The organism is Halogranum gelatinilyticum, from assembly GCF_900103715.1.
Lineage (GTDB): Archaea > Halobacteriota > Halobacteria > Halobacteriales > Haloferacaceae > Halogranum > Halogranum gelatinilyticum.
Genome location: NZ_FNHL01000002.1, coordinates 131778 through 145479 on the forward strand (window position 1 = coordinate 131778; position 13702 = coordinate 145479).

A 13702-nucleotide genomic window follows, 5' to 3' on the forward strand; every position below is an offset into this window, starting at 1 on the left:
ACAGCCGACCGACAGCAACTCGAACGCGCGGGGGGACCCGCCATGAGAGACGACCGTATCGACGCCCAGCGCGTCGCGAAGGGGCTCGAGGAGCCGGTCCGCGAGGCCGGCCACTTGGCCCGCAAGCTCGGCTTGGAGCCGTATCCGGTCAACTACTGGATCGTCGACTACGACGAGATGAACCAGCTCATCGCCTACGGCGGCTTCCAACAGCGGTATCCGCACTGGCGGTGGGGGATGACCTACGACCGCCAGCGCAAGACCGACCAGTTCGGCATGGGCAAGGCGTTCGAGATTGTCAACAACGACAACCCGAGTCACGCCTTCCTCCAGGAATCGAACTCGCTGGCCGACCAGAAGGCGGTCATCACCCACGTCGAGGCGCACGCCGACTTCTTCGCCAACAACGAGTGGTTCGGGATGTTCGCGAAGGAGGGCGACAGTCTCGACGCGGCGGCGATGCTCGAACGGCACGCGACCGCCATCGGGAACTACATGGACGACCCCGAGATCGACCGGGGAGAGGTCGAGAAGTTCATCGACGCGGTGCTCTGTCTGGAGGACAACATCGACCAGCACCGCCCGTACGACGAGGCCGGAGGTCCCCGCGAGAAGCAGGACCCCGAAGACCTCAGAGACCGCCTCGACGACATGAACATCTCCAACGAGGTGCGACGGCAGGTCTTCTCCGAGGAGTGGCTCGACGCGCTCGCCGAGGCCGAGGCGGCCGAGGCGAAACTCGACGACCCGCAGAAGGACGTCCTCGCGTATCTCCGGCACCACGGCATGACCTTCGACGAGGAGGAGGGGAAGGCCGCCGAGATGGAGCCGTGGCAGAAGGACATCCTCGATATGTTGCGCGAGGAGTCCTACTACTTCGCCGCCCAGAAGATGACGAAGGTCATGAACGAGGGCTGGGCCGCCTACTGGGAGTCGCTGATGATGGCCGACGAGCATTTCGCCGGCACCGACGAGTTCCTGACCTACGCCGACCACCAGTCGCGCGTCCTCGGGTCGCCCGGACTCAACCCCTACAAACTGGGCAAGGACCTCTGGGAGTATATCGAGAGTGCCGCGAACCGTCGGGAGGTCGCCGACAAACTCCTCCGTGTGAAGGGCATCACGCCGCGGAACTTCCACGACGAGGTCGACTTCGAGCAGGTCCAAGAGCTACTCGCCCCCGACCCGGCCATCGACGGCGTCAACAGCGACACCGTCGACGACCTCGCCGCACTCGGTCCCGACGACCCGCGCGTCGACCACGAGACGCTCGACAGCGTCGTCTCGGCGCGCGAGGCGGGCGAGGAGCCGCCGTTCGACGTCGACGCCTACCCGTGGAAACTGTTGACCTACGAGGGGATGGTCGAGCGTCACTACTCGCTCATCAAGCCGCAGAACCGCGGCTTCCTCCGTCGCGTCCGCCGCTCGGAGCTGGAGCAGCTCGCGCGGTACATGTTCGACGACCAGCTGTACGACTCCGTCGAGGAGGCACTGGCCGACGTCGACTACGCGGCGGGCTGGGACCGGATGCGCGAGATCCGCGAGAGTCACAACGACGTGACCTTCCTCGACGCCTTCCTGACCCACGAGTTCGTCACGGAGAACCACTACTTCGCCTACGAGTTCACCCGCGCCAGCGGCGACTTCCGCGTCACCTCGACCGAGTACGAGGACGTCAAGAAGAAGCTGCTCTTGATGTTCACCAACTTCGGGAAGCCGACGGTCGCTGTCTACGACGGCAACTACGACAACCGCGGCGAGCTGCTCTTGGGCCACCAGTACAACGGCATCATGCTGGACCACAAGCAGGCCAAGGGCGTGCTCGAACGGCTCTACGACCTCTGGGGTCGGCCGGTCAATCTGATGACCATCGTCAAGGAGTACGACGAGCACGACCTCGAAATCGCCCGGCGTCGCAACCGCGAACCGGAGCCGGTCGAAGCGGGCAAGCGAATCCGCTACGACGGTGACGGCTTCGAGGTCCACGATCTGCCGAGCGAGCTGACGGAGCGTATCGCCGCCAGCGACATCGACTACGACACCAAACCCGACGAGTGGCTCGCCTGAGCGCGGTTCTTTCGAATCGCTTTACCCTTTTCGTTCGACCTACTCTCTTTCTCGCCGTACTCACCGTACTCGTCGTTGCCACGGCCGACCGGCACCCTCGGCGGTGGTCTCCAGTGAGCGGGTCGCCGCAAGACCCGCGTTCAAGACCGTTCGCCCCCAACGAGGATTATGGCCGTCGACACCGCGCTCGTCTGGTTCCGCCGCGACCTGCGACTCCACGACAACCCCACGCTCGACGTGGCCGCAGGTGCCGGAGAACTCCTCTCAGTCTACTGTTTCGACCCGCGCGAGTACGGCACGGTCCGGTTCGGCGGCAGCGACTCCTTTCCGTTCCAGAAGACCGGCAGCCACCGCGCACGCTTCCGCCGCGAGTCGGTCGCGGACCTCCGTGACTCGCTTCGCGAGCACGACAGCGACCTCCTCGTCGCCCACGAGAAGCCGGAGGACGCCATCCCCGCGCTGGCCGAGGCTGTCGACGCCGACGCAGTCTACTTCCAGACGTTGCCGACGAGCGAGGAGTCGGCACTCGAACGGCTGGTGAAAACGCGGCTCCGTGAGCGCGACGTGGCGGCTCACAGCTTCTGGACCCATACGCTCTATCACCTCGACGACCTGCCGACGCCCTACACCCAGATCGACGATACCTTCACCCCGTTCCGCAAGCAGGTCGAGTCGTCGTCAGCGGTGCGCGAGCCGCTGGCCGTCCCGTCGCTGCCGCCGTCGCCGTCGCCGTCGGACTCGCTCGACGATATCGACGCTCTTGACGACCTTGACGGCGGCTTCGACGCGCTGCCGACGCTCGCGGACCTCGGGCTGGACGACCGCTCGGTCGACGACCGTGGCGTCCTGCCGTTCGCTGGCGGCGAGTCGGCCGCACTGGACCGCCTGGAGACGTACGTCTGGGAGCACGACCGTCTGCGCGAGTACAAGCAGACCCGAAACGGCCTGCTCGGTGCCGACTACTCCTCGAAGCTCTCACCGTGGCTCAACGAGGGCTGTCTGTCGCCGCGGTACGTGAAGGTCGAAGTCGACCGCTACGAGTCCGAGCGCGTCGCCAACGACTCGACCTACTGGCTGTTGTTCGAACTCGCGTGGCGCGATTTCTTCCAGTTCCAGTTTCAGAAACACGGCGACCGGTTCTTCAGCCGCGGCGGCATCCGCAACCCAGACATCGACTGGCAGGAAGACCGCGACGCGCTCGGGCGGTGGGCGGCGGGCGAGACGGGCATCCCGTTCGTCGACGCGAACATGCGCGAGTTGAACCGGACAGGCTTCATGTCCAACCGCGGCCGCCAGAACGTCGCGTCCTTCCTGGCGAACAACCTCCGCGTCGACTGGCGATGGGGGGCGGCCTACTTCGAGACCCAACTCGTCGACTACGACCCCTGCAGCAACTACGGCAACTGGGCCTACATCGCCGGCGTCGGCAACGACTCGCGTGATCGCTACTTCAACGTCGTCAAACAGGCGAAGAAGTACGACTCGCAGGCCGAGTACGTGAAACACTGGCTGCCCGAACTGTCGGCACTTCCGGCCGACAGGGCACACGAGCCGTGGACACTCTCGCCGGAGGAGCAGGCGAAGTATGGCGTCCATCTCGGTGTCGACTATCCGCAGCCGATGGTGGACGTGGAGGCGTCGTACGAGAAGCTACGGTAACCCGGTCGAGCGGAGGAGAATCAGTGCTCCAGCCACGTCGGCTGCCGCCACAGCACGAGCAGACAGGCCGTGACCAACACGAATCCGACGAGCGACAGCCGCGGAATCGTGAGCAGGCCACCGGCCATCGGATAGAGGATGGAGGCACAGCCGCCGCCGACGCCGCAGGTCGCACCGATACTGGGGTTGATTTGGAGGTAGCTGTGGTAGGCGGCGATACCCATTCCGAGCAGCGACAGCGGGAGACCGGTCCGCCAGACGCGGCTGTTACCGTCCAGTGTGGCGACGCCGAGGACGACCACGAGCGGATACATCAGAATGCGTTGGTACCAACACAGCTCACAGGGGACGAGGCCGAGACCGAGGCTGAAATAGAGGCTTCCGGCCGTAGCGACGCTGGCGACGAACGTCGAGACGGCGAGGACGAGGCGGGACTGAATCATCGGCTGTTGGGTCGACTGCGTTCGGGGCGTACTTAATCAGTCTTGTCCGACGTCGCCTTGACAGTCTGTCGGCTCTCTTCGGCCACGCTCTGGGAGTCGTTACCGTTTTTGCCGGCTCGCTCTGCGAGCGTCGGCTGCTTCGCGACCGTGTTGGCACCCTTTTCGACGGGTGCGTTCGCCCCGCCGAGTGCCGACTGGCGGGTCAGATAGGTGTGGACACCGGCGGCGACGCCGAAGACGACGGCGATGAGTGCCGCATACCCCAACGGTGGAATCACGCTGGCGGGGACGATTCCCGCCCAGACGACGAGGACGAGCCCGAGTGCCACCGCCGAGAGACCGAGATAGAACTCGCTCCACGGGAGTTCGTCCTTCGGGACGACTTCGAGGTAGACGTCCAGCTCCGCCGACGTCGGTGTGAGCGTGATGTGGCCACGGTCACGGTCGTATTCGACGATGTTGCAGTCGTCCATCTTCGGCAGATGGGTCTGGTGCAGGGACGTGTAGACCCGCTTGCGTTGTTTGTATGTCAGTTCGTTAATCTCGATGCCGTTCTCCCACGCCGCGATCTGTTCTGCGAGGTCTCGAATCCGAACCTGTTCCGGATGTTGCTTCAGGTAGTGAATAACGTACCGTCGGCGTTGGTTGCTCAGCGTCGAGAAAATCGTGTCTCTCGACAGTTGGCCGTCTGGCTCTGCTTGCTCCCGCTCGTTTATTTCAGTCCCCATGTCTTGTCCATCCCCGTGCCTTGGAGGGCACTCAATCTAGACGAACAGATAGTACGAGAGATGAGAATATAATGCTAGTGTATGTTACTACTTCAGAATGTCACACTAATCGAACTCATTGTTTGTTAGAAAATAATGCAACACTGACTGGTTCACCCATGGTATCGACTACCTACCCGAGCGTGATTGGCGACGATTGAGGGACGCGCTCCCTGAATCGACTCCCCCGTCGGCAGTCGACACCAATCAGGCTCGCGGCGCGATGAAACGCACCGCTCGACGTTTAGCTTCTGAAGAATGCTCGGTAGGCTTCAAATCCCTTCGTCCGCATTTCCCGCTTCACAGCCGGAGCGACACGCACAGAAGTCGCTCCGGGCGTAGTTAAGTGGAAAAGTGCTCGGTAGGGGATTCGAACCCCTGTCCTCGGCTCGAAAGGCCAAGATGATTGGCACGCGCCTTCGGCGCGTATTCAACCACCAAACGGCCCAAATCCGCTTTGTTTCAGCAGTGGGTACTACATCCTAATGTATGAAGGTACTTAAAACCCGGTTGTTGGGCCGACAGCCAAGTGACACTCACCGCAAATCGGTGGAATCTCAGTCTGCTTGGCTTTCCGGGCCGACCATACTCAGACGATAATTGAGACGTGGAGTGATGAGCAAGATAGTTGCCAAAAGACGGCTCAGATGGCTTTCTCGGACGATTCAACGCATCGAGCGGGCTGTTCAGTCTTCCGAGTAGTCGATACTCTCCACCGCGACGAGGTCGCCTTCCATCGGGTCTTCGTCTGCGTGGTGGTAGTAGGCTGTCTCCACCGTGTTCCCCTCGGAGTAGGAGAGGATGAACTGCTCTTCTTCGCTGTCAACGAGGTCGATGAAGCGAACCGCCTCACCGGGACTCGGCTGTTCTGTGCGGGTCGTGACGACCTCGTACTCTGTCCCGTTCAGGGAGAGGAAGTCGCCCTCCTCGATCTCCTCGAACGCGGGAAGCCGCTCTCTCACCGCATCGACGGTCATGACCATGCGTTCCGGGTTGCGTGTCCGTCACTTGAAGTTTCTCCACCTCACGCTCTACCGCATCGAGGAGGGTTGTTTCACTTGTTCGCCTGAAACGCCGTCGAAAGCCCCGTTCTTTGGCGAGAAGCTCTCATACAAGCACTTTCCTCAGACTCTAAGACGCCTGAAATCGCAGTCTCAGACCGGGATTTTCGCAGGCGGAGTCACCTACTCACGCGATTAGCGATTCGGGTAATGTTCTAACTTGACTCTATTTCAGAAGAAATTAAACATTCGTAATATTCACTCCCGCTCTCAATTCACTGTGTCTCCGAATACTTCAGCTTCTCTCTGAGGTCGTCTAAGAGCGTCTTGATTGCCAAGATGAGTCCTCCATCTCGGTGACTATTGAACGCGATTCTGACGGCACTCTGCCACCACAGAATCAGACTGCATTGTCAGGGGAACCCCGACTCCATGAGACGGCACACTGTGGCTTTCCATTACTGCTGTCACTCCGTGGCCTACAATGAGTGTATTACCACTACGGACACCAAAGCTGGATAAACACTACGAATCAACGCATAGAGGCGGTGTGTTTGGTTTGTACGTTAGATCGATACACTGGTTGAGTGGCCTTACTTACAGTGTACATACTACTATCGTACATCCGTAGTGTATGCCCCCTGTTGCTACCAGTGAAGTAGAAACGACACCATGAACCTTACAGATGTTTCCTAAACGCTGTTTCTAGTATCTGCTTGTAATATAGTGGGTGCGTGGTTATCTTTTGATGGTATTAGCGCATCATAATATCTGTGTCATCAACCACTGGCAGGGTGTCGAGTCGAGCTGTGACTGGCACTCCAACCCCAGCGGTGATAGTCGAGATAACCACGCATCGAGGTCGAAAGAGCAGTCGACCGGTGGGGTCTGTCGAACCGAAGACGAACTCCGCACCTCGATGCGGTAAAACACGATAGGTCGAACACATGAAACGTTATGTCCCCATCTTGAGACTGACAACCCATGACGGACACGGCGACCTTCCTCGAAGCCCTCCACGGGATTGGTTCCCGGATTGATGGGGAGATGAGCGAGAAGGACGTGGAGAACGCCTTTTTAAACGAGAACTTCTACGAACTGCTCGGCTACGATGGTGCAGGTCACGACCTACGGAGTGAAATGACACTCCCCGATAGTCGTCGACCGGACTACATCACACTCGACGAGAACGAGTCAGTCACAGCGGTCTACGAGTTCAAAACCTCGGGACGCGATCTTGACCCCCACGAAGACCAACTGTTCCACTACGTTGAGGCACTCAAAGCCGACTATGGTGTCCTGACGAACGGTGAGGAGTTCCGTCTGTACCAACGAGACGGCCATGCTCGGATGGTGACAGTGTCGTTGGCTGAAGCCACCGAGAGTGACGCCAACGACGTTCAGGTTGCACTCGAAAAGCCAGTGTGGGACATCCGTGACCCCGAAAGTGTCAACAAATATCTCAACACCCTCGATGAGGTGAGTCTCGAAGAAGAACTCGGACGAGAGCACTTCTTCGACACCTTCCGCTTGGAGGACGACAGTCCTTTCGCGAATCTTGTGACTGCAATGATGGACTTACTCGTAGAACTTCGCGACGACCACGAAGCGAAGTTCGTCAGAGGGGCATACGACTTCTGGGAAGCCAGCTACGCGAGTGAACCAGATGAGACTCCCGATTCGTGGGAAACATTCATCGACGGGAAGCAGTCACTCCGCGACTTCATGTTCTGTCTGGAGTCCGGCCATGCACTTCTTGCTCGACTCCTACTGGCAAAGGCAACTGACGACCACGACTTCTTCCCGACAGACAAGGGGCTACGCCGCTACTTCGATGAACTCGGTGGCTTCAGTGGAAACATCACCCTCGATGCGTACCCAATCGCCGCCAACGGGATGATCGAGGATATGCGGAACCAGCTTGTCGAGAGTTTGTTCGAGGACGACATCTTCATCTGGTGGACTGACGGGTACGGTGAGCAAACCGCCAGTCAGCACAAGAACCCGTACAGCCGGTTCAAAGAGGTGGCGACGGAGGGAACCAACGTAAGCCGTGTGACGCCAGCAACCCGAGAACGGTTCAGTCGTGCCGTTGCCAACGTCGCTTTCGCTGTCCTGAAGTTCGACTTCTCCCGCATCGAAGGCGACCCGCTCGGAAACCTCTACCAGCGATACTTCGACCCGGAGACACGGAAGGCCCTTGGGGAGTTCTACACTCCACAGCCGGTTATCGACTACATCATGGACGGAGTCGACTACAACGTCGGTGTGTCTGAGGAACGCATCATTGACCCCTCCTGTGGCTCCGGTACGTTCCTCGTCGAAGCAGTGAATCGCTATCTCGAAGACGTACGTCGCTACAACGACGACCCTGATTGGGCAAAGCACCTTTCAGAACTCTGTACCCGTCCGCACATCGTCGGATTGGACATTCACCCCTTCGCTGTCCTCATGGCACAGATTCGCTTCATGGTCACAATCCTCCCGGAGTATCGGGAGGCAAAACAGGGACGGGAGGACTTCACCATCCGCCGACTTCCGATCTTCCGGACTGACTCACTCCGGAACGAGCGTGAGCTGACTGGTATCGACCTCGGTGACGAAGGCCAGACACAGATGACGCTCGACTCGATAACCGAGGACAACCAGGATGTGATGATTCCAGTGCCTCTGCCCATCGAGGTCGACGAAAGCGAGGTGGCCCAGTCCGACATCGAAGATGGGTTCCTCGTCCAGCGGGTTCGGATGCCCAAATACAACACAGCGAAGGTCAACGCTCAAATTCGGAGCTTCGGCGAATACTTCGCCGCGCTACAGGGCGTCCTCGACGTGGTGAAGTACCATATGCACGAAGGGTTGTGGGAATATACCGGTGGTCTGGAGACAGGCATCAACCGCTACACGACCCGCGAGTACGACGGTGTCGAGGAGTTCTTTGAGCCGTACGTCAACGACGTGTTGGGGACGGTTCGCTACCTCCGTGAAGACCACGGCGACGGACGGCTGTTCAAGATGTTCGAGGACAGCGTTCTCGCACTCGTCGTGAAGAACTACATGGAGTACGACTACGTGGTCGGGAACCCGCCATACGTTCGCGTTCAAAACCTCCCGGATAGACAAAAAAAGATTCTCGAAAAACAATATGATTCCACGACAGGAAACTACGACATTTACTGTGTCTTCTACGAGCGAGGACTGGAATTACTAAAGAACAGGACAGGAAAACTCGGCTACATCACCTCGAACCAGTTCCTCCTTGCAGACTATGGGGAAGGAATCCGTCGTGTGCTTCTGGAAGATGCGGCGATTGAGGAGGTGTACGACTTCCGAGATTCGGGAGTTTTCGATGATGCCGCTAATCTGCCAGTGATTCTCTTCGCGCGCGACGAGCAGGATTTAGAGGTACGGGAGAACAATCAGATTCGATGTGTACGGGTGAAGTCAAATATCGATGAACACAGTCAGAACAAGCTTGACGAGGAAGTTGTTGCCTCGGTTCGTAAGCACCGCGACGAGACACGATATAGCGACGAATATATCGATGTCTTTGACTTCCCACAGCAGAAGTTAGACGACCAGTTTTGGTCGTTGATGCCACCAGAAGAATTGAAAGTCTTCGAGAAGCTGGATTCGAAGAAAGACGGTACGATTGGAAATTTCACCGATTCCGTCTTCGCTGGCACTCAAACCAGTGCTAATGATGTGTATGTCGTGACGCTACAAGACGCCGATTATGTCGGGTCAAACGAAATTGGAGATACGGTTCATGTTTCTCCCACGGGTGATGAAGGAGAAACATTCGAGATTGAAACTGATCTGCTACGACCTTGGCTACAAGGAATTGATGTTCAACGCTGGCGTGGTGATTGGTCGGGTCAGCACGTCATTCTTCCCTACTACTTGGAGGAAACTGACGAGGGGGAAACGGTAGGAGTATACTCCCCGGAATATATCCAAGAAAATCTACCTCTCACGTGGGAGTATTTCGAATATTATCGTGATACTTTGGAGGGGAGAGAGGGCGGCCGCATGAAGGGTGAAGAGGACTGGTATGCGTTCATATACCCCAAAAACCACGAGCGATTCGAGAAGCCCAAAATCATCAATGCAGATATGGCTAGCAACGCTCGATATATGCTTGACGAGGAAGGTGAGTGGTATTTCAAGACACCGTACGGCCTCCAACTCACGACAGAATATAGATCACAAACGAAAGAAGTCGCCGGTCAACTCAATTCAGGGGCTTTGGACTTCTATCTGAAACACATCGCCCCGATGCTCCTCGGTGGAAAGTACCGTTACCAATCCCGGTATATTAGCCCGCTTCCGTGCATTGTTGAGGACGACGGTGAGTTCGAAGTTATTAGGACTGCTTTAGAGCCGATATTAGAATCGTTAGATACGAAAAATAAAATCAACCGTTTCCCGGAAGCCTATCTCGGAGACTTCGACGGCGACCTGGGTTACATCGACTACGAGTGGCAGACTCGTCGGTATCCGGTAAACGCTAACATCCAAGAGAAGGGAACTGAAGGCCGGTTCGCTGTGACGGCTGGCCGCTCAGACGAGATCTCTCATCCGATGATGGACAAGGGTGACAGGGAAGAACGGAAGCTCCGAGCGAAGTATGTCCACGCCGCCGTCGACGGACGTGACATGAAGAAGGGCGAGGGGCAGACCATCCCCATCCCTAAGACCGCTAATGGCGTGGAAGAACTCATCGAGGCACTGGAAGCCGACAAGCAAACTGTCGAAGAAACCAGCATCGAAGAACTCGAAGCCGAGATCGACGAAGCCGTCTACGACCTGTTCGACCTGACCGACGACGAGCGGCAGGTCATCGAAGACTATCTCGAAGTCTTCTGAAACAGGTCTACCGACGTGAGGGGTGGGGTACAGGGTCGGAACATCCCCGTCCAACCTTTGGATTTCTGAGTGGCACTTCGACTGTTGGAATCGAGGGGTTCACCGCATCGAGGGAGTTGCATCTCGTCTTCCAGTTGGACTCACGCTACCCCTGTCGGGTATAACTAACAGCCATGGATTCAACACTCCGCCTCGATGCGTTCGACCACTCGACAGTACCCTCGTGTTGAACCTCTCGTGTATCATCAGTGTATGCCGCTCCACTCTAACGTAATGCTAAGGGGTTTATATACCACCCCTCGCGGCTCTACTGAGCAGTCGCCGGTTCCCAGTTGGGCTTCCGTCCGTCGAATCCTCGCGGTGGAACCTGCTCGGTGAACTGCTGGTCGAACTGTCGACAGACGCGGTTGATCTCACGCTCGCTCAGGTCGAAGTCGTCGGCAACCTCCTCGAAGATTTTGTCAGTCTCCGGGCTGTTAGGATGGAAGTGCCGTTCGCTCGCGTATGGCGTGGAGTCGTCTCGGTGGACAACGTACCCGCAGGCACAGTATGCGATGAGTTCGAGGCTCTTTCCGAATCGCTCGGCATCGACGTTCGTTGCCCTCGCTTTCGCACGCCGAACTTGGCGGTCGGTCAGGTTCAGGCGTTCCCCGATATTCTCCACGATATGAGTTCGGAGGGCATATGTGTGCCATTCGGAGTGTTCCCACTTCGGCCCGTTCTTCTCCCCTCGGTGAATCTCAACGAGCATCTGGAAGTACGACTCCTTGTCGAGCTTCAAGAAATCGGAGGCCCAGCGTTCGTCGCGCACATCTGATGGGCAGAAGTATGTGTTCCAGTTCGGGTCGGGCTTCTTGAGCTGGTTGTACGCCGCCCCATCGATGCGGAGTTCCTTCTCGGCTGTCTCCTTAGACTTCTGCTTCAACGTCTGTTCGACCCGAGTCTCGGTTGGCTTCGGGTTCGACTCTGAGGTGAAAGCGTATGAATCATCGGTCGGTTCAGATTCGTCTACGAGGTAGTTCTGTCGCGTCATGGTGGGATAGCAAGAGATGTAGTTGGCAGTCTGGTTCAGATTCGGTTAACCGCGAGAAAGTCCCTTCACTCTAATAGACGGGAGCTAGCCCCTTAGTGCTGGTGTGAGAGCCATATAACAGGCGGTGACAGGGCAACTGAAGAATCAAAAAGTGGGTGGCGTTTCTCGGGATGCTTCCCTCCGGGGTTACGGTGTGAGTCCCCTTCCAAAGCGGCCTACATCTCGGTCAGGTACTCTCGCTCCTCGTCGGTCAACCCGTTGGCCTCTCGGTGACGGAGCATCCCCTTCTCGTCGAACGCTCCGAGTTCCTCGCAGACGCGAAGCCGGAGGTAACGGCGCATCGAGGCGTCGTGTCCCTCGAAGCTGTCGTGGTAGTCCATGAGGTCGTGGTACGAGGCATAGGGGAGCGGTCGGCTGTCGAACTGCTTGACCTCGTCCAAGCCTGCTTCTGCGACTTCCACCTCCCGCTCGATGAGTTCGACCACGTCGTCGTCATCCGTCTCGCGGTGAAGTCGGATGAGTGCCGCGAGGAGTGGCGCACCGGAAGGGAAGCCTGTCTCCGGTGGGGCGTCGTCGGGATAGACTGTCCCCACTGTCGCCTCGATAATCTGCCCCTCGATGCGCTGTTTCTCTCCGGGAGACTCTGCCAGTCCGTACTCGACAATCAACCGCTGTACCTCGTCAGTGTCGTACAGGTATCCGTCTGTCATCGTGTTCACCCCATCCGCTCTAGTGCGTCTCGGCGGTGTTCGACCGGGACGTTGTCGTACTTCATCGTCGTCTGCTCGCTCTTGTGCCGCAACTGTGCCTTTGCCGCCGCGAGGTCGCGTTCGTGAGTCATCGCCGTCCCCGTGGAGTGGCGAAGCGCGTACCAGCTCATCTGCCGGTTGTCCGTGGGAATCCCGGCTATGTCGCAGAGCTTCACGAGTAGCCGACGGAGGCTCTGTGTCTGGTACGGGTTTCCTTCGCGCGTGAGCCACAGTTCGTCGGCGTCGTCGTACTGCTCGTACTGCTCACGCTCGTTCATCCATCGTTCGAGGGCGTCGGTCGTTCGGTCGGAGAGTGCGACCACCCAGTTGCCATCGTTCTTTGCCGAGTCCTCTTTCGGGATGCGGAGGACACTGTTCTCCACGTCGACCCACGACACCTTCGCACGCTCCACTTCGATGGGTCGAAGCCCGCAGTCGAGGCTGACCCACGTCATTGAGGTGAACTTCCAGCTGTTCGCCCGCTCCCAGTCGTCGGCGGTGATCTCCTCTTTCGGCTTCCCGAACCGTTGGGCGAGAACCGCCTTCCACTTGTCGAGGTCGTCGCCGTGGGTATTGCTGTACGACGGAATCGAGCCGTACTCCAGTGCGGCTTCTCGCACCTTCTTCCGCTCCTCGATGGTGAGGTACTCTCGCGGCCCGGAGTCGCTACTCGTGTTGCTGAACGAACGCTCCGGTTCCCACAAGTCGTCGCCCTTCTCGTTTGCCCGCCATTTGAACAGCCGCTTGAGGGCCTTCTGTGTGTTCGCCTTGTGCGTCGCCGTTGTGTCCGAGTAGAGGAGTTCGGTCATGTAGGCGTCGGCGTGGTCGTGGGTGAACGCGACCGTGTAGCTGTCCTCCTGCTCCGTCCACACCCATCGAGCGAACTGGTCGGTTCGGTACGCCGTCGCTCGGATGGTGTCGCGTCCGTAGCCCTCTGCGAGTTCAGGGTTCTTGCCGAGATGGATGAGCCAACGCACGAACTCGATGCGGTGAGCCTCGTAGTCGGTGGCCTGCTTTTCCTTCAAGATTTCACGGCTCTTGTCGGTCACAAGTGGGAAATCCTCGGGGTTGAGACTCATGGAGAAATCCCCTTCTCGTGAATTGAGCCTGACAAGAA

Annotated in this window: 9 protein-coding genes; 3 read left to right on the top strand and 6 right to left on the bottom strand. The window is 58.4% G+C overall.

The window, feature by feature from the left end:
* Positions 1 to 42: 42 nt before the first annotated feature.
* On the top strand, positions 43 to 2067 hold the full coding sequence (locus tag BLR57_RS07120) for a SpoVR family protein (protein WP_089695888.1): 2025 nt from the start codon (positions 43 to 45) through the stop codon (positions 2065 to 2067).
* A 168-nt stretch (positions 2068 to 2235) separates the two neighbouring features.
* A complete protein-coding gene (locus BLR57_RS07125; protein WP_089695892.1) occupies positions 2236 to 3726 on the top strand; it encodes a DASH family cryptochrome in 1491 nt (496 codons plus the stop codon).
* A 20-nt stretch (positions 3727 to 3746) separates the two neighbouring features.
* Here BLR57_RS07125 and BLR57_RS07130 read toward each other — a convergent pair whose 3' ends face one another.
* The 3 genes from BLR57_RS07130 to BLR57_RS07140 all read right to left on the bottom strand — a co-directional run bounded on the left by BLR57_RS07130 (position 3747) and on the right by BLR57_RS07140 (position 5919).
* On the bottom strand, positions 3747 to 4169 hold the full coding sequence (locus BLR57_RS07130) for a disulfide bond formation protein B (RefSeq protein ID WP_089695894.1): 423 nt from the start codon (positions 4167 to 4169) through the stop codon (positions 3747 to 3749).
* A gap of 32 nt (positions 4170 to 4201) precedes the next feature.
* Positions 4202 to 4897: a DUF7344 domain-containing protein gene (locus BLR57_RS07135; RefSeq protein WP_244509950.1), complete on the bottom strand. Its 696-nt coding sequence runs from the start codon at positions 4895 to 4897 to the stop codon at positions 4202 to 4204.
* 725 nt (positions 4898 to 5622) lie between these two features.
* Positions 5623 to 5919 (bottom strand): hypothetical protein, encoded by a 297-nt coding sequence (locus tag BLR57_RS07140; protein ID WP_089695897.1) that lies wholly within the window; start codon positions 5917 to 5919, stop codon positions 5623 to 5625.
* A 1002-nt stretch (positions 5920 to 6921) separates the two neighbouring features.
* On the opposite strand from BLR57_RS07140, the gene BLR57_RS07145 reads away from it, so the two are divergent.
* Positions 6922 to 10803: an Eco57I restriction-modification methylase domain-containing protein gene (locus BLR57_RS07145; RefSeq protein ID WP_089695899.1), complete on the top strand. Its 3882-nt coding sequence runs from the start codon at positions 6922 to 6924 to the stop codon at positions 10801 to 10803.
* A gap of 307 nt (positions 10804 to 11110) precedes the next feature.
* Here BLR57_RS07145 and BLR57_RS07150 read toward each other — a convergent pair whose 3' ends face one another.
* The 3 genes from BLR57_RS07150 to BLR57_RS07160 all read right to left on the bottom strand — a co-directional run bounded on the left by BLR57_RS07150 (position 11111) and on the right by BLR57_RS07160 (position 13664).
* Complete coding sequence (locus BLR57_RS07150) at positions 11111 to 11836, bottom strand: hypothetical protein (protein ID WP_089695901.1); 726 nt, start codon at positions 11834 to 11836, stop codon at positions 11111 to 11113.
* A 215-nt stretch (positions 11837 to 12051) separates the two neighbouring features.
* Entirely contained in the window at positions 12052 to 12546 is a 495-nt protein-coding gene (locus BLR57_RS07155) for a hypothetical protein (RefSeq protein WP_139173291.1), read from the bottom strand.
* Between the two features lie 5 nt (positions 12547 to 12551).
* Positions 12552 to 13664 carry a tyrosine-type recombinase/integrase gene (locus BLR57_RS07160; protein ID WP_089695904.1) on the bottom strand — a complete coding sequence of 371 codons (1113 nt, stop codon included), beginning with the start codon at positions 13662 to 13664 and terminating at the stop codon, positions 12552 to 12554.
* Positions 13665 to 13702: the final 38 nt, after the last annotated feature.

Coding starts and splice junctions, on each gene's coding strand:
- BLR57_RS07120 (WP_089695888.1), top strand. CDS start 43: ATGAGAGACGACCGTATCGACGCCCAGCGCGTCGCGAAGGGGCTCGAG.
- BLR57_RS07125 (WP_089695892.1), top strand. CDS start 2,236: ATGGCCGTCGACACCGCGCTCGTCTGGTTCCGCCGCGACCTGCGACTC.
- BLR57_RS07130 (WP_089695894.1), bottom strand. CDS start 4,169: ATGATTCAGTCCCGCCTCGTCCTCGCCGTCTCGACGTTCGTCGCCAGC.
- BLR57_RS07135 (WP_244509950.1), bottom strand. CDS start 4,897: ATGGGGACTGAAATAAACGAGCGGGAGCAAGCAGAGCCAGACGGCCAA.
- BLR57_RS07140 (WP_089695897.1), bottom strand. CDS start 5,919: ATGGTCATGACCGTCGATGCGGTGAGAGAGCGGCTTCCCGCGTTCGAG.
- BLR57_RS07145 (WP_089695899.1), top strand. CDS start 6,922: ATGACGGACACGGCGACCTTCCTCGAAGCCCTCCACGGGATTGGTTCC.
- BLR57_RS07150 (WP_089695901.1), bottom strand. CDS start 11,836: ATGACGCGACAGAACTACCTCGTAGACGAATCTGAACCGACCGATGAT.
- BLR57_RS07155 (WP_139173291.1), bottom strand. CDS start 12,546: ATGACAGACGGATACCTGTACGACACTGACGAGGTACAGCGGTTGATT.
- BLR57_RS07160 (WP_089695904.1), bottom strand. CDS start 13,664: ATGAGTCTCAACCCCGAGGATTTCCCACTTGTGACCGACAAGAGCCGT.